The organism is Bacteroides sp., from assembly GCA_036351255.1.
In the GTDB taxonomy this organism is placed as follows: Bacteria; Bacteroidota; Bacteroidia; order Bacteroidales; family UBA7960; genus UBA7960.
This window is the reverse complement of the sequence record JAZBOS010000054.1, coordinates 55,806-77,418: the sequence shown is the minus strand read 5'-3', so window position 1 is coordinate 77,418 and position 21,613 is coordinate 55,806. Positions and strand designations below refer to the sequence as shown.

The window sequence follows — 21,613 nt, the reverse complement described above, 5'->3', positions numbered from 1 at the left end:
TGAGCCCTGTTATTATTCCTTTGCGGCAGGTTTATCCTTTTTGGTTTCGGACTTACGGGGCTCAATGTGAATTTCCTGGGCTTCCTTGTCGAAGTCAATGAAAATTACCTGACCTTCCTTGACGCGGGCCTTGATGATCTCTTCAGCAAGGGGATCTTCCAGGTATTTCTGGATAGCCCGTTTAAGCGGGCGGGCACCAAAGGCAGCATCCCAACCTTTATCCGCAATAAATTCTTTGGCTTCAAGTGAAAGTTCAACCTTGTACCCCAAATCTTCGATACGCTTGTAAAGTTTGCTCAACTCAATGTCAATGATCTTGAATATGTGCTCTTTTTTGAGCGAGTCAAAAATGACCACATCATCCACCCGGTTGAGAAATTCAGGGGCAAAGGCTTTTTTCAGGGCGTTCTCAATGACACTCTGGGCGTAATCACTGGAAGCTGCCTGTTTGGCTGAGGTACTGAATCCAACACCCATACCAAAATCCTTTAACTGGCGTGAGCCAATATTGGAGGTCATAATGATGATGGTATTCTTAAAGTCGATTTTCCGTCCCAGGCTATCGGTAAGCAAGCCGTCGTCAAGCACTTGCAGCAGCAGGTGGAAAACATCCGGGTGCGCTTTTTCGATTTCATCCAATAAAACTACAGAATAAGGCTTCCTGCGGATCTTTTCGGTTAACTGTCCGCCTTCTTCGTAACCCACATATCCGGGAGGTGCGCCGATAAGCCGGCTGACGGCAAATTTCTCCATGTATTCGCTCATGTCAATGCGCACCAGGGCATCGTCAGAGTCAAATAAATGCCTGGAAAGCACTTTGGCAAGGTGGGTTTTTCCCACACCCGTAGGTCCGAGGAAAATAAAGGAGCCAATGGGCTTGCTGGGATCCTTCAGGCCTGCCCGGTTTCGTCGGATGCTACGCACCACCTTTTCGATGGCATCATCCTGTCCGATCACGGTTTTGGCGAGGTCTTTCTCCATACTGATGAGTCGCTCGCTTTCGTTAAGGGCGATTCGTTGCACCGGCACCCCGGTCATCATGGCCACAACCTCTGAAACATTTTGTTCGGAAACAATCTCACGGTGGAGCTGCGATTCTTCCTCCCAGCGCCGTTTTTCCTGTTCCAGTTTATCCCCAAGCTCCCTTTCCTGGTCGCGCAATTTGGCGGCCATCTCATATTTCTGGCTTTTTATGGCCCGGGTCTTCTCGTTGCGCACCTCATCTATCCTGGCCTCGATCTCAATGATGTTCTCGGGAACTTTTATGTTGGTGATATGAACGCGCGAACCTGCTTCATCGAGGGCATCAATGGCCTTGTCAGGCAGGCAGCGGTCGCTGACATAACGGTCAGTCAAATGAACGCAAGCTTTGATGGCTTCATCAGAATAGGTGACCAGGTGATGGTCCTCGTATTTCTGTTTGATGTTGTTGAGGATTTCAATGGTTTCCTCAGCTGAAGTGGGATCGATCAAAATCTTCTGAAAACGGCGTTCAAGTGCACCATCTTTTTCAATGTGCTGGCGATATTCATCGAGGGTGGTGGCTCCGATACATTGCAATTCGCCTCTTGCAAGGGCTGGTTTGAACATATTGCTGGCATCCAGTGAGCCTGAAGCGCCACCGGCTCCCACAATGGTGTGTAACTCGTCAATAAACAGGATTACATCCGGGTTTTTTTCCAGCTCGTTGAGGAGGGCTTTCATGCGCTCCTCAAACTGCCCCCTGTATTTGGTTCCGGCCACCAGCGAGGCAATGTCGAGGGTTACCAACCTTTTGTTGAACAGGGCCCTGGATACTTTACGCTGAACGATACGGAGGGCAAGGCCTTCGGCAATGGCCGATTTCCCAACGCCTGGTTCCCCGATAAGGATGGGATTGTTTTTTTTGCGTCGCGAAAGGATCTGTGCAATTCGCTCCAGCTCCCTTTCCCTTCCCACTACCGGATCCAGGCGATTTTCTTCGGCGGCACGGGTAAGGTCACGACCAAAGTTGTCAAGCACCGGTGTTTTCGATTTATCGCTGGTCTTTTTAAAAGAACTTCCAAAGGTCCCTTCGTTGCCTTCATCCTCATCACTGCCGGCCGAAAGGTCTCCGCGGATATCATGCCTCGTATCTCCTTCAGGGTTGCCTCCTTGCCAGTTCTGGATCTCTTCCTTGACCAGATCATAATCAACGCCTTGCTGGTTCAGGGTTTTAGTGGCCAGGTTGTCAGTGTCTTTCAGAATGCTAAGCAGAAGATGCTCAGTCCCGATCATTTCGCTGTTAAAAAGTTTGGCCTCAAGATAAGTAATCTTTAAAACCCGCTCGGCCTGCTTAATCAGTGGAATATTATCAATGCTGCGTCCTTTGGGAGAGCTGCCTTTGATGGTATTCTCAATGATGGCTTTCAGTTTCAACAGGTCGATGCCAAGGTGGGATAATATCTTTACAGCCAAGCCTTCACCTTCCCGGATAATACCGAGAAGAAGATGTTCAATCCCAATGTAGTCGTTGCCGTTGCGCAAGGCTTCTTCACGACTGAAGGTGATTACATCCTTTACTCTTGGTGAAAATTTCGCTTCCATTCAGATCAGTTTATAAATAGCAAATCAAAATTAAATACAATATTAAACAAATAGCAGATAACCTTCCGCAATTATTAACAATTATTAACCGTAATTGTTAGAAAGTTGCTGATTTTAGAGAAAATTTCGGGCGGAAAAGTGCTTTAAAAATCGTAATTTCGTAGCTTCAGTTTATTCCGGAAAAAGTTTTATAAATTACTAATAATCAATATGTCTGGAGAAAAGATTATCAAAGTTGATATTGAGGAACAAATGAAGACGGCATACATCGATTATGCCATGTCTGTCATTGTTTCCAGGGCTCTGCCCGATGTGCGTGATGGGATGAAGCCCGTTCATCGCCGGGTTTTGTTTGGAATGCACGAATTGGGTAACCTGAGCAACCGTCCCTACAAGAAATCTGCAAGGATTGTAGGGGAGGTGCTGGGAAAGTATCACCCCCACGGCGATTCCTCCGTTTACGATACCATGGTAAGGATGGCCCAGGAATGGTCCTTGCGTTATCCATTGGTCGATGGCCAGGGAAACTTTGGCAGCATCGATGGCGACAGTCCTGCCGCCATGCGATACACCGAAGCCCGTTTGAGAAAAATTGCAGAAGAGATGCTGTCGGACCTCGATAAGGAAACCGTCGATTTTCAGAATAACTTTGATGATACCCTTAAGGAACCCGTGGTGTTGCCTGCCAGGATTCCCAACTTATTGGTGAACGGCTCCTCGGGTATCGCGGTGGGGATGGCTACCAATATGCCCCCTCACAACCTTAGTGAAGTGGTGGATGGAACTATTGCCTACATTGACAACAATGAAATTACCATCGAAGAATTGATGAAATTCATTAAGGGCCCCGATTTTCCTACCGGTGGGCTGATCTACGGTTATGAAGGCGTGAGGGAAGCCTATATGACCGGTCGCGGGCGCATCGTTGTCCGTGGTGAAGCTACTTTTGAAGCCAATGAAAACGGCAGGGAAGCCATCATCGTCACCTCCATCCCATACCAGGTCAACAAGGCCGAAATGATCAGGAAGACGGCCGACCTGGTCAATGATAAAAAGATTGAAGGCATTACAGACATCCGCGATGAATCCGACAGGCAGGGGCTGCGTATTGTGTATGAATTGCGCAAGGATGCCATACCCAATGTGGTGCTCAACCTTCTGTACCAACATACCGCCCTCCAGACAGCCTTTAACGTTAACAACATTGCCCTGGTTCATGGTCGTCCCGAGATGCTGAACCTGAAGGACATCATTGTTCATTATGTCAATCACCGTCACGAAGTGGTGACCAGGCGGACTGCCTATGAATTGCGTGAAGCAGAAAAACGCGCCCATATCCTCGAAGGTCTGTTGATTGCCCTGGATCATCTTGATGAAGTCATTAGCCTGATCCGGGCTTCCCAAACCCCCGATGAAGCCAGGACTGGTTTAATGGAGAAATTCAACCTGAGCGAAATCCAGGCCAAAGCCATCCTCGATATGCGTCTGCAGCGGCTTACCGGTCTGGAGCGCAACAAGATCAAGGAAGAATATGATGAACTCCTCAAAAAAATTGAATATCTCAAATCTGTGCTGGATGATGTTTCGCTGAGAATGGAAATCATCAAGGAAGAACTCCTGGAAGTTAAAGAAAAGTATGGTGATAAAGCCAGGTCAGAGATTGAATATACTGCCAACGATTTCCGTATCGAAGACACCATTGCCGACGAAGGGGTGGTTATCACCATTTCGCGCATGGGCTATATCAAGCGGACCCCGCTGACTGAATATCGCACCCAAAGCAGGGGAGGTCGCGGAAGTAAAGGTTCTGCAACCCGAAACGAGGACTTTGTCGAGCAACTCTTTACCGCTACCAATCACAACTATCTCTTGTTTTTTACCGAGCAAGGCAAGTGTTTCTGGATGCGGGTCTTTGAAATCCCCGAAGGAGCCAAATCAAGCAAGGGGAGGGCCATTCAGAACCTGATCAACATACCTGTTGATGATAAGATCAAGGCCATTGTCAATATCAAGGACTTGACCGATGAGGAATACATTAAGAATAATAATATAATTCTTTGCACCAAAAAAGGAATCATAAAAAAGACGAGTGTAGAGGCATACAGTCGTCCCCGTGCCAACGGTATCATTGCCATCAATATCCGGGAAGGGGATGAGCTGATCGGTGCAAACCTGACCAATGGCAAGAATGAAGTGCTGATCGGGCTGAAAAGCGGGAAAGCGATTCGTTTCAATGAAAGCCATGTGAGGCCCATGGGCCGGAATGCCTCTGGTGTCAAGGGAATTACGCTTTCCGGTGCCAAAGATGAAGTAATTGGCATGGTTTGTGTAGAAGATATGGAGAGTAGCATCCTAGTCGTGTCAGAAAAAGGCTACGGGAAGCGATCGCCAGTCGGAGAATACCGGATCACCAACCGTGGAGGCAAAGGCGTTAAGTCACTGAACATCACTGATAAAACCGGGCCAATGATATCCATGGTGAATGTTACCGAGAACGACGATTTAATGATCATCAACAAATCGGGCCTGACGATTCGACTTTCAGTCAGTTCTTTGCGCGACATGGGGCGCGCTACACAAGGGGTGAGGCTGATCTCCCTGAAAAATGAGGATGAAATTGCAGCCGTAACCAAAGTGCAGGAATCCATCCTCAATGGAGCCGGTGAAGATGAGGTTGAGGAGATTGGTGAAAGCCCCGCAGAAGGGCAGGAATAGGCGCCCTGACAAAATTTTTACGAACATTGTTTAATTTAAAATAATGTTACATTTGTAAATAAATTAATAGTTCAACAAAAACCAAAAAAATGACCCCAATGAAACGGACAATCTTTCTTGTAATATTTTGCATGTTAACCGCCACTTTTGCGCAGGCTCAAACCCGGGATGTGCGTCGTGCGAACACCCAGTTGAATCGGGGGAACATTGCGAATGCCAAGGAAATGATCGATGAGGCATTGCAAGACCCCTCCGCTGTCAATGACGCAGCGACTCACCTGACGAAAGCCAAGGTATATATGGAGATCTTCCTGAGTCAGGATCCGGAAATTAAAACCCTGGCCGAGAACCCGTTGGAAATTGCCTACGAAGCCCTGCAGGTTGCAAGGGAAAAGGATGTGGACAATAGTAACATCATTGAACTTCAGCAGACGCTGCTCGTCATGTCGGAGCTCACCTTTAACAATGCTGTGGAAGCCTTTAATGAGGCCGATTACAATACCGCCAGCAAGGGCTTCCTGCGGTCATACCAGCTCTCTGAATCCTTTGGCACAATCGATACAACCACGCTTTACAACGCCGCACTGGCAGCTGAAATGTCCAGCCAGTTTGATAAGGCTGAGGAGATGTATGACCAGCTTATTGAAATGGAGTATGACCAGCCCTATATGTATTCCTCTATGTCTTCCGTCAAAATGGCACAGGGCGACACCATTGCCGCCACGGAATATATTAAGAAGGGTCGCGAACTTTATCCCGATGAACTGAACCTGATTTTCTCAGAGGCAAATATTTATATTTTTACCGGCCAGATTGAAGAAGCAAGGGAAATTCTTAACCTCGCTTTGGAAAAAGATCCCGACAATCCAAACCTGCACTTTGCTTTTGCTGCCAACTATGATAAAATGGCCCAGGATACAACCTATTCTAGGGATGATCGTATGTTTGCCTTTAAAGAGGCTGAAAAATCATACAAAAGAGCAATAGAAATCGATGAGGATTATTTTGATGCCATTTATAACCTTGGGGTACTATACTTTAACGAGGGTATCCGGATTTTTGAAGAAGCTGACATCAAGCTTAGGGAGAATCCAACTTCAGCTGCTTTCAGGGAATATGAGCAGGAAGAAAAACGGTTCCAGGAGCAGTGGCTTACCGCACAGCCTTTTCTCGAAAAAGCAATGAGCATGATTGATGAGGATGATCCGAACCTTGAAGTGGTGGTGGTTTCTCTGCTGCAATTGTATGCCCGGACAAATCAGCCTGAAAAACTTGAGGAAATGCAGGATCTGTACCATAAGCATTTTGGTATGCCCGAAGAAGAATAAGCACTTGATCCCTTCGGGATAGAATCATAAAATAGGGGACCAATCAATTGGTCCCCATTTTTATTACCAAAAAAGCTATTTAACATAATATTAATTATAAGACTAACCACTGTAAATAAAAATAGTTTGTCGTTTTATTGAAAATCATAGAAGGTTCAGGTAATCAGCCTAATAAAGCAATGCCTTATGGATGGGCTACAAAGTAATATTCCTCGGCTGTTCGGTAAACGGTAAGAAATTTTTCTTTTTCCAGTGCAGGTTTTTTCAGGATAAAATCTTTCAGCAGGGAAATTTTAAATCCTAGCTCGGTGACAAGATAAGTAAATAATTCTTCGGGTTTGGTTCCATAAAATTCGCTTGCTCCAAGCCCGCTTTCGAAAACCACCACCGGTTTTTGTTTTTCCAGGATTCGGCGAGCCCCTTGAAGCACGTCATACTCCCCTCCTTCAACATCTAACTTAATGAAATGTATTACGAGTGTTTCAGGAATTACATCGTCAAGACGCTTTTTTACGACTCTAATAGCCTCTATATCAGGGTTTTTAATGTCGTATTTCCGCATTTTTAAGCCACTGTAGGCTGGTGCATTTTTCACAAACTGGAATTCGGCCTCTCCATTGCTTCCTGATAAGGCATAGGGATAAATACTCACATTGCCGTTAAACCGGCTGCGGAGTTTATGAAAATACAGGGGTATGGGTTCAAATGCAAAATGGGTTCCGTTTGGAGATAACTTAACCATTCGATCAAGAACTTCGCCCTTGTGGCAACCAATATCAATACAGTTCGAACCGGGTTTTATGGTCCGGTCCATGATCTGCCACGTCAGCCGGTCGTAATGCATATTGCGTGTCAGGTCAATATGCAATTGCGATAAGCCCTTTTTTATCAGTGTTTTGAACTCCATTCCTTTCCCCCGCTATACTATTATGACAACCCGCATGACGAGCAGTAGAGCGAGTGCAAACTTACCTATTCCAATCCTTTTTTAAAAGAAATTTCAGGAAGAAATTGTTCTCTTTAACCCAAGCGGTAAACTAAAGCGTTGATGTTCATGCCGGCACCTACCGAGGCCATCACATAATGGTCACCTTTATTCAGATTATGATCCTCCAGTTTCCTTTTCATGATCAGGTCGAGCAAAACAGGTACGGTAGCCACCGAATTGTTACCCATCCGGGCAATGATCATAGGCATGATGTTTTCGGAGGTTTCTTTTGATCTGAACAAACGCAGGGTTTTTTGAACGATTACGTGGTCCATTTTTCCATTCGCCTGGTGGATCAGGATCTTTTTGATATCGTCAATGCTCACGCCTGCTTTTTCCATAGATTCCTTTACCACCAAAGGCACAGTGGTAATGGCATACTCGTAAACTTTCCGTCCCAGCATTTTAAGAAAAAGATCATTTGTTGGATATTCAGGATTGTTTGATTTTTCCATCCACAAAAGCTTGTAGTGTTCCAGGGTGTCGCTGCGGGTTTTATGAGCCAGGATACCGACGGGAACCTCGCTGGTAATTCCTTCCAGAACTGCCGCACCTGCCCCATCCGAATAGATCATGGAGTCGATATCATGGGGATCGGAGATCCGGGAAAGCGTTTCTGCACCAATCACCAGGGCCAGGCGGGCATCGCCCGATTTGATAAAATAGTCGGCCTGGATGACACCCTGAATCCATCCAGGGCAGCCAAAAGGCAGGTCGTAAGCCACGGTGTCAGGATTTTTTATCCCAAGCTTGTGCTTTACACGGGCAGCAATCGTAGGCAGGGTTTCGGGGGTGGGATTGCCCGGATGAACATTCCCAAAATTGTGAGCCACGATAATGTAATCAAGCTCCTCAGGATCTATGCCGGCATCTTCGATGGCCTCCACAGCAGACAAATAAGCCAAATCATCCGTATTCTGGTCATCGCGCGCATACCTGCGCTCCTCAATCTCTGTTATTTCCTTAAACTTTTCAATGATCTCTTCGTTCGGCTTTTCAAGCGGAACGCCATTTTTTTCGTAAAATTTATGCTGAAGAAATGCTTCGTTTTTTATGACCCTTTCGGGGATATAACTGCCGGTACCTTTTATGATGGTATATCGATTCGGATTCATTCTGTTTTTTTTTACAGCGAAATTTTTGAACCGGTAAAGGTAATAAAACCTTTAAACCTAATCGGGAAATTAAATCATTGTTTTAAACAAAATGGCCCTCCCCTACCTTGGGAAGTAATTTAATTTATTGATATAGAATACTATACAAAAATAATAAAAAATTTATTCAGCAAATTTTCCTGTCCTCTACCCTATTTTCAGCCTTGATTTTCTCATACCATGCTCGGAGTTAATACGGAGTTTATACGGTTTAAACCGTATAAACTCCGTATTAACTCCGTATTAACCCATAAAATGACTGAAGTATAAAATGGGTAAAGTCTGTATAGGATATTGATAATAAATAACTTAGGGCTTTCGTATTTATAACTCAGACAGGAATCCGGAATTTACCCCAAAAAACCTAAAAAGCCTGGAAAAAACAAAAAGGCCGTCGCAAATAGATGGCTGCGACGGCCTGAAAAGGAGAAAGAGGGTTGGGTTTAAAACTTAGAGGCTTTTCACTTCAGCGCCTGAGCTTGTTTCTATAGATTTATTGACAGGTTGACCGCCATAACTCACCATTGCGCCTGAGCTGGCATCAATCGACATTTCGTTGTTCACAAAAATGTGATTGACGGCGCCTGAAGAAGTATTGATGGTTGCGTTCTCAGCCTGGAGGTCTTTGGCGTCCACCTCTGAGCCGGCATTACTTTTGATGAAGAATTCGGTGACTTTGCCGGCCAGTTTGGCGTGGGCACCTGCTGTGGCTTCGAGGTTTAAGGTTTCAAACTCGAGGTTTAAATCACTGAAGGCGCCCGAACTAAGCACGTGTTCAAGGGCCAGCCCCACCAGGGTGTTGACCGAAGTGACCCTGGCTCCGGCAGAGGCACGGAGGGCTTCCAGTGTGACAAAGCTTACCTTGACATCAATGGCTTTGTGTTTGCCAACTCTTTCCTTTAGGTGAATCTTCAGGACTTCCTCATCAACTTCGGTGACTACCAGTTCCAGGAGGTTGTCATCGGCTTCTATGGTCAGACCAATCTCTTCATCCTGGCGCAACTCCACGGTTAGTCCACCCCTGGCTTCTATGGCCTTAAAACTGGCAATCTGGCGGGTTTCGGTTACCACATTCATACTGCCTTCGGTCAAAGGGCCCATTTTGAGGTTAACCCTGACATAAATCATCAGGCTTGTGAGCAGCAACAGGAGCAAGATCAAAGCTGCGAGCATTATTTTGTTAGTTGTCTTCATTTCCGTTGTTTTTTTCTGTTTTCAGAATTACAGCAAGATTAGTTTTGATTTTGTTGCCTGTATGATTCGTACAGTTTTTCAAGGTTCTTGAAATCCATTCGGAGCATTTCAAGGGTTCTGAACACTTGGGGGAGATCCTCCTGGACGAATTGTTCTTTTTTGAGTTCAAGGGTCTTGTCAAAGCCATCATCGGCCACGAAGTATCCAATGCCCCGCTTGTTGAAGATGATCCCCTTGTCCTGGAGATAGTTGAAGGTACGCATGGCTGTGTTGGGATTGACTTCCACCTGGACGGCAATTTCCCTGATTGAGGGGATTTTCTCCCCCTGCTGCCATTTCCGCTGCAGGATGTTTTCGCAGAAGTAGTCCGCGATCTGCAGATATATTGCTTGATTTTCGTTGAATTCCATAATTATACCTGCCTTTCTTTAATACCAAACCAGGTTAAAATGAGGAAAAACGGAACGGTAAGATAGTAAAATGCAAATTTTGCGATTTCGACAATGGTTACCGTAAAAAACCTTTCCATCCCAGGGGTGAAGCTTGAATTGCTAACAAATTCATTTCCATCGAATTGGAAAGTCCCGAACAAGAGATATCCGACGAGTGCAGCAAATAACCCGATCACATTTTGAATGACAAATAAACTCAGGAGTGTTTTCAGGAAATTATGCTTACGGAAATACACGGCTCCAAACAGGAAGATGGACTGGGTAATGAAATACAGGATGACAATTTTCAGGGCTTTTGCTGACCACAGCATGGCGAATGCCCCTGCAGGGATGGGAATACCCAGAATCAGGTAAGCAAGCAACAGGACCAGGGAAAAAGCGATGAAAGCGAGAATGGGGAACAGAATTGCAGTTAGCAGCCAGGCATTGACCAGGCGTTCCAGTTTTGAAACCGGAAGGGTCAGGAATGGGATGCTTTTCTGTGGGCTGTGAAGTTCGGCAAAAATATTGCTGGTAAACACAAAGCCACCGATGAACAGGACCACATAAAACAAGGGTCCAATGTTAAGCAGGCTGGTGGGACTGGAATATCCCGTCAGGAGGGCAATCACCAGCAGTGAGCCTGCAATTGCCGCGAAGGCAATGAGTAGTCCGCTGAAATTTCCGACCACCTGGCGTTTCCCCAGGAGGAATAGCCGGTTGAAGCTAAAGGTATTATTCTTGTTTTCCATGGTTAAGAGGGGATTTCAAAAACATCATTAATGGCTTGTGTCTGGTTGATCACGGCATTGAAAAGCAGTTCCAGATCAACCCTGGTTTCGCGTTTTGAGGTATTTTTGAGCACTGCAGACATGCCTCCGAAAACTTCCTCAGCGTAAAGAATCTGGTCGCCTTCTTCCTTTTTATGCTGAGGCTCGAATTGGAGATGATGCGAAATTTGCTCAATGCCACGGTTAAAGATGATTTTTCCGTCGTCCATAATGATCACCGGATCAATCAGGCTTTGCAGGTCGCGCACCTGGTGGGTAGAAATTATGATGATCTGGTCGGCCTCCATCGAAGCGGCTATTACCTTGCGAAACTGGCTCTTGGAAGGAATGTCCAGGCCATTGGTGGGCTCGTCCATCAGCATCAGCCTGGCATTGGTGCTGAGACCAAAAGCAAGCTGGAATTTCTTTTTCTGCCCGTAGGAAAGCTGATTGAGCTTCTTATTAGGATCCAGTTGAAATTCCTCCAGGAGGTTGCGGAACTTTTCATGATCAAAACGCGTGTAAAAGGGCGCGTTGAGTGAGATGTACTGAAGAATCTTAATGGAAGGCAATTCAAATTCTTCAGGCAGAATGTAGATGTCTTCAAGGGCTTGAGGGATACGATCCTTTGACTCAAAACCATTGAGGCGGCATTTGCCCGATTGCGGGAATACCAGTCCGGCAATAATTTTTAGCAAGGTGGTTTTCCCTGCCCCGTTTTTGCCAAGCAAACCGTAAATGTTGCCTTGCTCAAGTTTGATGCTCAGATCATTGAACAGGGGCTTTTTCCGGTTGTAGGCGAAAACAATGTTTTCTATGGTTATCATGTTTTTATTGTTTTAGTGTACCACTTAACTAATACACCACAAATGTAAACACATTTTTATATATCCTCCAAATTTTTTTTGAATTTTTTTTAATTATTTTTTCGTTGGTTGAGTAATAATCTGATAAACAGGTTTATAGAGATAAATTTTAAATTAACAAAATTATGTATCCTTGAAGCTAGAAATGATTAGCTGGGTAAACAAGCATTATCTTTGTTTATTCAAAAAATATGATCACGATGGATTACCAGTCAATAATTGAGAGGATTTATCAGGAAGTCAAACCCTTTACGGCCGAAGGAAAGGTTGCCGATTACATTCCTGCCCTGGCTGGTGTAAGCCGCGAAAACCTGGGCATCAGTGTGCACGATATTGAAGGAAAGGAATATGGAACCGGGCAGGTTAATGTTCCGTTTTCCATCCAGAGCATATCCAAAGTATTCTCATTTACCCTTGCTTATCATGCTATTGGTGAAAAGGTTTGGAATAGGCTTGGCAAGGAACCTTCGGGTACAGCCTTCAATTCGTTGGTGCAGATTGAATATGAGCACGGTATTCCACGCAATCCTTTTATCAATGCGGGCGCCCTTGTCGTGGCCGATATCATTTTATCCAATTATAAGTATCCCTGGCGGCAATACCTGGATTTTGTCAGAAAGATCAGCAATGACACAACTATTGGTTATAATGAGCAGGTTGCTGTCTCGGAAAAAGAAACCGGCCACCGCAATGCTGCCCTTGCGCATTTTATGCACAGTTATGGCAATATAGTAAATCCGGTTGAGGAAGTGTTGGATTTTTATTTTAAGCAATGTGCCCTTGAGATGTGTACCCGAAGCCTGTCGCGCTCCTTTCTTTATCTTGCCAACCAAGGGGTCCTCCCCCACTCGGGCGAAGAGATCCTGGCGTTTAGCCAGTCGAAGCGGATGAATGCCCTGATGCTGATGGCCGGGTTATACAATGAATCGGGTGAGTTTGCTTACCGGGTCGGGCTCCCGGGAAAAAGTGGTGTTGGAGGGGGTATTGTTGCAATTTTCCCAAAACATTTCAGCCTTTGTGTGTGGTCGCCGGCGATCAATCAATACGGGAATTCAATAGCTGGGATTGAGGCGCTGCAGCGCTTCACATCCTATACGCAAATGTCTGTTTTTTAGGCTTTCAGGATTTCCCCTAGTGGAAAAACTTCCTGTTTTTGACCTTAACATTTTTTAACGCGCCATTTGTGGCGCTTTGGCTTTGCATTATCTAATTTTGCGTCACATTCTTTAAACCCAATGAATATATGGACATCAAGGAACTGAATCAGCGAATTCAACAGGAAAGTGCGTTTGTTGATATCTTGACCATGGAAATGGATAAGGTTATTGTGGGACAGAAAAACATGGTAGAGCGCCTGCTGATTGGCTTGCTTGCCAACGGGCATATTCTCCTTGAAGGGGTGCCCGGACTGGCAAAAACCCTGGCTATAAAATCGCTGGCCAACACCATCAAGGCCCGTTTCAGCCGCATCCAGTTTACCCCCGACCTGCTTCCTGCTGACCTTATCGGTACGATGATTTACAGTCAGAAACGTGAGGAATTTGTAGTTCGGAAAGGACCGGTTTTTGCCAATTTTATTCTGGCCGATGAGATCAACAGGGCCCCTGCCAAGGTTCAGAGTGCTTTGCTGGAAGCCATGCAGGAACGCCAGGTGACCATTGGCGATCACAGCTTTGCCCTGGATGAACCCTTCCTTGTGCTGGCCACAGAAAACCCCCTGGAACAGGAAGGCACCTATCCCTTGCCCGAAGCCCAGGTGGATCGTTTCATGCTGAAAGTGATGATTGGCTATCCCAGCCGCGAGGAAGAGAAGCTGATTATGCGGCGCAATATGCTGGAGGAGTTTCCACAAACCAAACCTGTGCTGGAGCCTTCTGACATTGTTAAGGCCCGCAATGTGGCCCGCGAGGTTTACCTGGATGAGAAGATTGAAAATTACATCACGGACATTGTGTTTGCTACTCGCTTCCCCGCTGAATTTAAGCTTGAGAAGTTTGTACCGCTAATCAGTTATGGCGGATCGCCCAGGGCAAGCATTAACCTGGCACTGGCCTCCAAAGCCTTTGCTTTCATTAAGCGCAGGGGTTATGTGATTCCCGAGGATGTAAGGGCGGTTTGTGCCGATGTATTGCGCCATCGCATTGGCCTGACTTATGAGGCTGAGGCTGAAAACATCACTACTGAGGATATCATTAATGAAATCCTGAATACGGTTGAAGTTCCCTAATCGATTGTAAAATGGAAACCACCGAGCTTTTAAAAAAGGTCAGAAAGATAGAGATCAAAACCAAAGGTCTCTCAAACCAGATCTTTTCGGGGCACTATCACAGTGCCTTTAAGGGGCGAGGTATGGCCTTTACCGAAGTGCGGGAATACCAGTATGGGGATGATATCCGGAGCATTGACTGGAATGTAACGGCCCGTTTCAACCATCCTTATATCAAGGTGTTTGAGGAAGAGCGCGAGCTGACGGTAATGCTGCTGATTGATGTGAGTGGTTCAAACGAATTTGGTGCGGTGGGCATGCTGAAAGAGGATATGATCACTGAAATTGCCGGAGTTTTGGCATTTTCGGCCATCAATAATAATGATAAGGTGGGGGTGATCTTTTTCAGTGACCGGATTGAGAAGTTCATCCCTCCTAAAAAAGGAAGCAGCCATATTTTGCGCATCATCAGGGAGTTGATAGATTTCAAACCTGAACAGAAGGGAACAGACATCGGATTGGCTCTAAAGTATCTTCGCAATGTCATTAAGAAACGGTCGATTGCCTTCCTGATCTCTGACTTTAACGATCAGGGTTTTGAGGATCCCCTGTCAATTGTAAGCAAAAAGCACGACCTGGTTTGCGTCCGGGTTGCCGATGAGCGGGAAAAAGAAATCCCTTCCCTGGGAATTATGAAGTTTAAAGATGCAGAGACCGGGAAGGTTTACTGGCTGGATACCTCCAGCAAGTCTTTTCAGGAAAAACTGGGTCAATGGAACCGAGATAAGGAGAAATACCTCAAAACAACTTTTACCAGGGCTGGCGTTGATTTGGTGACCATCCCAACCCATCGTGACTATGTGCCACCGCTGATGAATCTTTTCAGGAAAAGAAGTAACCAGGCCTGACCTATATGGTGAACAAGAATATAATATTTAATCTGATTTTCAAAAAGCGAATCCTCGTTTTCCTGGCTTTTATTTCAGCCACCTTTACGGGGAGTTTTACTCTGCACGCCCAGCAAATTCAGGCCAGTTTAACTCCCGATTCCATAAAGATCGGGGAGCGAGCGGTCTTAAGGGTTGAAGTGTTTGCTCCCGAAGGTAGTTTGGTGGTTCCGGTGGCTTTAAGTGATACCATTTTCAATGAGTTAGAGATTCTCTCAGCAAGCCCACTAGATACCCTGAAGGGAGAAGGGGGCGAATATTCTGTTTGGCAGGAATTTGTCATCACTTCCTGGAAGGAAGGCTTCTATCCCATTGCCCCCATCACCATTAGGATTATCAATAGGCAAGATACCCTGGAGGTTTTTTCAGAACCCTTGCTTCTCGAAGTGTATTCGGTTGAAATAGCTGAAGATGCTACCCCCTACGATATCAAACCCATTTTCAAGATTCCTGTAAGCTTTATGGATGTATTCCGTTGGGCCGGACCACTTCTGCTCCTACTTGCATTGATTGCAGGTTTTGCCTGGTGGTTTGTGAAGAAAAGGAAGCGCCGCCCGGTGGCTGAAAGCATTTGGGAAAAGCCCGACATACCCGCCCATATTGCTGCGATATCAAGTCTTGAGAGCTTGAAAAACAAGAAATTATGGCAGAATGGTAAAGTAAAACTTTATCATGTTGAATTGACCTATATTATCAGGATGTTCATTGAGAAACGATTTGGACTTCTTGCTCTGGAGATGACCTCAGGCGAGATTATTCAAGCCATCCATTCTCATTTTAAAGAGGAAGATTTAACAGATTCGCTCGCGTATATCTTTGAGCTTGCCGACCTTGTAAAGTTTGCCAAATTCTCACCTGATCCGCAACAAAATGGAGAAAGTATGAATCTGGCTATTGATTTTGTAAAACGCAATATTCCCCCGCCTCCCGCTGAAGAAAAGAAAAGCAAACCCCAGGGACAGGAATAGAAGTATTAAAAGGAAAATAGAACAGAACACTTTTATCGTTTGAATAATCTGAAGAAGTGGACATAACTTTTGCATATAAACCTTTTTTAATGCTGCTGGGCTTCATCCCGCTGCTGGTGGTCTGGTATATCTGGAAGTACCGTGAGCACGGGGCCGACCTAAGGTTTTCCCATTCAGAATTTCTGGTAGGTGTAAAAAAAAGCTTGAGGCTCCGTTTGCTTCAATTGCCTTTTTTTTTACGAATGCTTGTGCTGGCATTGTTAATTATTGCCCTTGCAAGGCCGCAGTCTTCCTCACAGTCTCAGGATGTCAGCGTGGAGGGCATTGACATTATGGTTGCTCTTGATATCTCTGGTTCAATGCTGGCCGAGGATTTCAGGCCAAACCGGCTTGAAGTGGCCAAGAAAACCGCTCTTGAGTTTATTGAAATGCGTCCCACGGATCGCCTGGGGATGTCTGTTTTCAGTGGTGAAAGCTTTACCCTTTGCCCCTTGACCACTGACCATGTCCTGCTAAAGGAGCTTACTTCAGGGGTCACGACAGGTATGGTCGAAGATGGCACTGCTATTGGTGATGGCCTTGCCAACGCCATTAACCGTTTGCGCGAAAGCGAGGCTATCAGTAAAGTCATCATTTTACTTACCGATGGTATTAGCAATGCCGGCGTGATAGACCCTCTTACTGCGGCAGAAATTGCCAGTGTATATGGCAATAGGGTTTATACCATTGGTGTGGGAAGTAAGGGGAGCGTCCCCTACCCTTTCCAGACCCCACTGGGAGTGCAATACCGTCAGGTGGAAATTCCCCTGGATGAAGCGCTGTTGACACAAATTGCCGAAATGACCGGGGGTGCCTATTACTGGGCTGATAATGAACAAAAGTTACAGGAAATTTACCAGGAAATTGACCAGTTGGAGCGGACCCGTATTGACGTGACAGAGTTTACACGTAAAACGGATGAATTTTTTCTCCTGGTCATCGCGGCTTTGTTTTTGTTACTTTTAGAAATAGTGTTACGCAACACCTGGTTAAGAACAAATCCCTGATTATCCGGAGTTTTGTATTATGGAAATATTCAGATTTGAAAACCCGCAATACTTGTTTCTCCTGGCACTGATTCCAGTGCTGCTGGGGTTGTTCTGGCTTTCCTGGCGTATTCGAAAAATAGCCTTAAAACGCTTTGGAAATTCCGTGGTGGCGGGATCTTTAATGCCGGGGCGCTCGTTGAGGAGGCCATGGATAAGATTTAGCCTTTTGCTGGCCGGGCTATCGATGTTGGTGCTGGCACTTGCTGACCCCATGGTTGGAAGCCGGATGCAGGAAGCCAAACGCGAAGGCATTGACGTGATGATCGCGTTGGATGTGAGCCGAAGTATGCTTGCCGAGGATATAAAGCCCAACCGGCTGGAGCGGGCCAAAATGGCTGTCTCAAGACTGATTGACCGGCTGGATAATGACCGGGTAGGGCTTGTGGTATTTGCCGGGAACGCCATAACGCAGGTTCCGGTTACTTCTGACCATTCAGCAGCCAAGATGATATTGCGAACGGTAAATACTAATTCAGTAGCTGTCCAGGGTACTGCCCTGGGAAGTGCAATTGAAAGATCGCTGGCTTCGTTCTCTGGTGAGAAATTGGAAAATAAGGTGATCATTGTCATCAGTGATGGAGAAAATCATCTGGACGATCCGGTTGAGCAGGCAAGGCTTGCAAGCGAGCAAGGGGTTGTAATCCATACGGTTGGGATTGGCACCCCAGCCGGGGCGCCCATCCCTTTATATCGGGGTGATCAATTATCTGGTTTTTTGCGAGATAACCAGGGAAATACCGTAGTCTCTCGTTATGATGAAGCAACCCTGAGGGGCATTGCTGATGCGACCGGTGGGGTATTTAGGCACGGCACTGGGTCTGATATGGGTTTGAACAGCATTCTCGATGAGATTAAAAAAGTGGAGAAGGATACTTTTGAAACCATGGTATTTGCAGATTACCAGAGTCGTTATCATTATTTTGTAGCCCTTGCACTCCTTTTTCTTGTGCTGGAGATCTTTATTTTTGAAAGAAAGAATAAGTGGCTGGAAAAGATCAAGTTGTTTGATTAGGTATTAAATTTTGATTGCAATATATGTACAGGATCATAATCACCAGTATAACATTTCTTTTTGTGGCCCACGGAATCCTTTACGGGCAGGCCGACCAGCGGCATATCCGTCAGGGGAATAAACTCTACCAGGGCGAGAAGTTTAATGAAGCAGAGATTCGTTACCGGCAGTCGCTGGAAGAGAACCCTCAAAATACCAGGGGAATGTTTAACCTGGGGAATGCCTTGTACCGCCAGGGCCGTTTTGATGAAGCGGCAGAACTGTTTGAAGGTTTGTCGCAGTTTGCTCCTGGTGAGATCGAGAAAGCCTCTGCCTATCATAACTTGGGGAATGCCTTTCTTCAATCGCAGAAATATGCCGAAAGCGTGGAGGCGTATAAAAATGCCCTGCGAATAAACCCTGAAGATGAAGAGACCCGTTTTAACCTGGCCTACGCCATGCGAATGTTGCAGGAACAGCCGCAGCAGGATCAGGAAGACCAGGATCAGAATGATCAGGAACAGAATCAGGATCAGCAGAAAAATCAGGACCAGCAGCAAGATGAGCAAAATCAGGACCAGCAGAATGAACAGCAGCAGCCGCAGCACAGGCCTGATCAGATCACTCCGCAGGATGCCCAGCGAATTCTGGACGCCCTGAATCAGAAGGAACAAAAAGTTCAGGAAGACCTGAAGCGTGAACAAAAACAGCGCGGAACGGTCCGGCAGGAAAGAGAATGGTAAACAGCAAGCTTATGAAGATAAAGGCTTTTCTCATAGGAACGTTATGCCTTTTGATGGTGATGCCATTGTGGGCCGACGAGTTGACTTTTACTGCCTCAGGACCCTCGCAGGTTGGCCTTGGAGAGCGTTTCAGGGTAGTTTACTCAGCCAGCAAACGTCCGTCGGATTTCAAAGGACCCGATTTTGGAGATTTTTTGGTGCTTTCAGGGCCCAATCAGTCCTCGAGTTCTTCCACCCAGATTATAAATGGGCAGGTGACTCGTTCTGAAAACCATTCTTATACCTACATTCTGGAATCCACCAGCGAAGGGACTTTCACCATATCTCCTGCAAGCATTACGGTAAACGGTGATCGCTACGAGTCGAATGCCTTAAGCATACTGGTATCCGGCCAGGCTCCACAGGCCAGCAAACAACCTGCTCCCGTTCCCGGTCAGCAACAGGCCCCAGGCTCATCCGGAGTCAGTGACAGAGATATTTTCCTGAGGGCTTTGGTAAGCAATTCCAGTCCTTATCAGGGACAACCCATTACTTTGACCTATAAGTTATATACCCGGGTGGTAGTTTCACAGTACAGTATTGAAAAGCTGCCTACCTACCAGGGTTTCTGGGCGGAAGATGTCACAGGATCAGGTCAGCCGCCCCAGGTAACCGAAGAAGTTGTTGACGGGGTAAGATACAATGCAGCTATTGTCAGGCAGGTAGTCTTGTTTCCGCAGCGAGTTGGTGAGTTGACCATTGAACCATTGGATATGCAAACCCTCGTTCGGGTATCGGCTCCGAGAATGTCTGGAAGCCTGCTGGATGAATTCTTCGGAGGTTCTCCATTTGGCTCCTTCCAGAATGTGGATAAGCCGTTGCGCTCCCATCAGGTAAGGGTGAATGTTAAAACCCTGCCGGCACAAAACCGTCCACCCTCATTTACTGGCATGGTAGGCTCCTTTGAAATGAAGACCGAGCTTTCGCCTCTTCAGGCGAATGTTAACGAACCTGTCACCCTTTCCATCTCCATTTCAGGGAATGGCAATCTCAGGATGCTGGAACAGCCTGATGTCCAGTTTCCGGTTAATTTGGAGGCTTTTGATCCCAATATTACTGACAATATCCGCGTATCAGCATCCGGGGTTTCAGGGAGCAGGAGTTTCGAATACCTGCTAATCCCACGGACAGGTGGAACGTTTGAAATTCCGGCCATCCAGTTCAGCTATTTCGATCCGGTCGGTGGTCGGTATGTGACCCGGACAGGCGAACCCTTTTCCGTTGAAATTTCAGGATCGGCGCAGGCTATGGGTGAAGGCCCGGGCGGCGTCAATCAGGAAGAAGTCAGCTACCTGACCTCAGACATACGGTTTATTCAAAACAAGGTGTTTCGTCTTAAACCGATTGGTTCCATGTTTTTCCGCAGCAATTTATTTTATGCCCTTCTTTTGGGGACGATCGTCTTGTTTGGCTTGTTCCTCTTCGTGTGGCGCAGGCACATTCGCATCCATGGCGATACAGCTCTGATGCGCAACCGCAAAGCCCGGAAAATGGCTGCTAAGAGGCTGAAGAAGGCAGGTGCCTTTCTTGAAAAAGGAAAAAGCAATGAATTTTATGATGAGATTTTCAGGGCCTTGTGGGGATATCTTTCTGACAAGTTTAATATCCCGGTTTCTGAACTGAATAAAGAAGAGGTATCCTTGGTCTTTAAGCAAAAAGAAGTTTCACAAGAAATGGCTCAAAAGTTCCTGGAGGCCCTCAATGAATGCGAATTTGCACGCTTCGCTCCGGGTGCCCCTGAGGTGCGCATGGAAGAGATCTATCAAAGGGCAATGGACACCCTTGTAACCCTGGAAAAGGAATTGAAAAACAAAAAATCTTAAGTTATGGGCAAGCAGGTGATTATCCTTTTCTTTGCCATTTTCTTTTTTGGGATACCAGTTCGTGGGATTGAACCCAATGAACTGATTGAGCAAGCTAATCAAGCTTATGTAAATGGTGAATATTCCTATTCCATTGAACTTTACGAGTCGGTAATTAAACAAAAACTAGAAGCGCCTGAGTTGTACTATAACCTTGGCAACGCCTATTTCAAAGAGAACAAATTTGGCCCGGCCATCCTTAATTATGAGCGTGCCCTCAGGCTAAAACCCTCAGATGAAAACATCAGGTTTAACCTTGAAATTGCCCGATCACGCATTGTTGACCAGATCAATCCTGTCCCCCTGATTTTCTATGAAAATTGGTGGAAAAGTTTCTATTCGTTGTTCAGCCCCAACACCTGGGCTGTATTGTTGATCCTTTTGCTGGTGGTCTCCCTGGTTCTTTTGGGTATTTTTTTCTTCTCGTGGATTCGTGGGATCAAAAAAACCACCTTCTCTCTGGCCGTCCTGTTTTTGCTCCTGACATTTGTATGCATGGGTGCTGCCAGGGCGCAGTACTATCATTTATTCCAGAAACAGGAGGCTATCGTAATGACTCCGAGGGTTACAGCCAAAAGTTCCCCTGATGAAACCAGTCCTGACCTGTTTGTGATTCACGAAGGGAGTAAAGCCCGCATCACAAATGAGCTAGGCGAATGGTATGAGATAAGGCTGGTCAACGGGAATGTGGGTTGGCTTAAAAGATCGGCGGTAGAAATCATTTAAGCAAAAAGCCTGCACTTGAAAATTCTCAAGGC

General features: G+C 46.1%; 18 protein-coding genes. 11 read left to right on the top strand and 7 right to left on the bottom strand.

What is annotated here, in order from left to right; genetic code table 11:
- Window positions 1-12: 12 nt before the first annotated feature.
- Window positions 13-2,565: an ATP-dependent Clp protease ATP-binding subunit gene (locus V2I46_05520; GenBank protein ID MEE4176951.1), complete on the bottom strand. Its 2,553-nt coding sequence runs from the start codon at window positions 2,563-2,565 to the stop codon at window positions 13-15.
- 210 nt (window positions 2,566-2,775) lie between these two features.
- Between V2I46_05520 and gyrA the strand changes: the two genes are divergently transcribed.
- Window positions 2,776-5,280 (top strand): DNA gyrase subunit A, encoded by a 2,505-nt coding sequence (gene gyrA, locus V2I46_05515; protein MEE4176950.1) that lies wholly within the window; start codon window positions 2,776-2,778, stop codon window positions 5,278-5,280.
- 98 nt (window positions 5,281-5,378) lie between these two features.
- Window positions 5,379-6,608 (top strand): tetratricopeptide repeat protein, encoded by a 1,230-nt coding sequence (locus V2I46_05510; protein MEE4176949.1) that lies wholly within the window; start codon window positions 5,379-5,381, stop codon window positions 6,606-6,608.
- Between the two features lie 184 nt (window positions 6,609-6,792).
- On the opposite strand, the gene V2I46_05505 is transcribed toward V2I46_05510, so the two are convergent.
- The 6 genes from V2I46_05505 to V2I46_05480 form a co-directional block, all read right to left on the bottom strand.
- The gene (locus tag V2I46_05505; GenBank protein ID MEE4176948.1) at window positions 6,793-7,515 is read right to left on the bottom strand and encodes an FkbM family methyltransferase; all 723 of its coding nucleotides are present in this window, start codon (window positions 7,513-7,515) and stop codon (window positions 6,793-6,795) included.
- A gap of 113 nt (window positions 7,516-7,628) precedes the next feature.
- On the bottom strand, window positions 7,629-8,711 hold the full coding sequence (locus V2I46_05500) for a ketoacyl-ACP synthase III (GenBank protein ID MEE4176947.1): 1,083 nt from the start codon (window positions 8,709-8,711) through the stop codon (window positions 7,629-7,631).
- Window positions 8,712-9,200: 489 nt separating this feature from the next.
- Window positions 9,201-9,944 (bottom strand): head GIN domain-containing protein, encoded by a 744-nt coding sequence (locus V2I46_05495; protein ID MEE4176946.1) that lies wholly within the window; start codon window positions 9,942-9,944, stop codon window positions 9,201-9,203.
- Window positions 9,945-9,982: 38 nt separating this feature from the next.
- Entirely contained in the window at window positions 9,983-10,354 is a 372-nt protein-coding gene (locus V2I46_05490; GenBank protein ID MEE4176945.1) for a GntR family transcriptional regulator, read from the bottom strand.
- A gap of 2 nt (window positions 10,355-10,356) precedes the next feature.
- Window positions 10,357-11,127 (bottom strand): hypothetical protein, encoded by a 771-nt coding sequence (locus tag V2I46_05485; protein MEE4176944.1) that lies wholly within the window; start codon window positions 11,125-11,127, stop codon window positions 10,357-10,359.
- Between the two features lie 2 nt (window positions 11,128-11,129).
- On the bottom strand, window positions 11,130-11,972 hold the full coding sequence (locus V2I46_05480; protein MEE4176943.1) for an ABC transporter ATP-binding protein: 843 nt from the start codon (window positions 11,970-11,972) through the stop codon (window positions 11,130-11,132).
- 239 nt (window positions 11,973-12,211) lie between these two features.
- Here V2I46_05480 and V2I46_05475 point away from each other — a divergent pair, with 239 nt between their 5' ends.
- The 9 genes from V2I46_05475 to V2I46_05435 all read left to right on the top strand — a co-directional run bounded on the left by V2I46_05475 (window position 12,212) and on the right by V2I46_05435 (window position 21,581).
- A complete protein-coding gene (locus tag V2I46_05475) occupies window positions 12,212-13,126 on the top strand; it encodes a glutaminase (GenBank protein MEE4176942.1) in 915 nt (304 codons plus the stop codon).
- Between the two features lie 128 nt (window positions 13,127-13,254).
- Complete coding sequence (locus V2I46_05470) at window positions 13,255-14,238, top strand: AAA family ATPase (protein ID MEE4176941.1); 984 nt, start codon at window positions 13,255-13,257, stop codon at window positions 14,236-14,238.
- Window positions 14,239-14,249: 11 nt separating this feature from the next.
- A complete protein-coding gene (locus V2I46_05465; GenBank protein MEE4176940.1) occupies window positions 14,250-15,125 on the top strand; it encodes a DUF58 domain-containing protein in 876 nt (291 codons plus the stop codon).
- Window positions 15,126-15,130: 5 nt separating this feature from the next.
- Window positions 15,131-16,132 carry a hypothetical protein gene (locus V2I46_05460; GenBank protein ID MEE4176939.1) on the top strand — a complete coding sequence of 334 codons (1,002 nt, stop codon included), beginning with the start codon at window positions 15,131-15,133 and terminating at the stop codon, window positions 16,130-16,132.
- A gap of 62 nt (window positions 16,133-16,194) precedes the next feature.
- The gene (locus V2I46_05455; protein MEE4176938.1) at window positions 16,195-17,178 is read left to right on the top strand and encodes a VWA domain-containing protein; all 984 of its coding nucleotides are present in this window, start codon (window positions 16,195-16,197) and stop codon (window positions 17,176-17,178) included.
- 19 nt (window positions 17,179-17,197) lie between these two features.
- Window positions 17,198-18,232: a VWA domain-containing protein gene (locus V2I46_05450; protein ID MEE4176937.1), complete on the top strand. Its 1,035-nt coding sequence runs from the start codon at window positions 17,198-17,200 to the stop codon at window positions 18,230-18,232.
- Window positions 18,233-18,255: 23 nt separating this feature from the next.
- The gene (locus tag V2I46_05445) at window positions 18,256-18,954 is read left to right on the top strand and encodes a tetratricopeptide repeat protein (protein MEE4176936.1); all 699 of its coding nucleotides are present in this window, start codon (window positions 18,256-18,258) and stop codon (window positions 18,952-18,954) included.
- 11 nt (window positions 18,955-18,965) lie between these two features.
- Entirely contained in the window at window positions 18,966-20,816 is a 1,851-nt protein-coding gene (locus V2I46_05440) for a BatD family protein (GenBank protein MEE4176935.1), read from the top strand.
- Window positions 20,817-20,819: 3 nt separating this feature from the next.
- A complete protein-coding gene (locus V2I46_05435; protein ID MEE4176934.1) occupies window positions 20,820-21,581 on the top strand; it encodes a tetratricopeptide repeat protein in 762 nt (253 codons plus the stop codon).
- Window positions 21,582-21,613 lie beyond the last annotated feature (32 nt).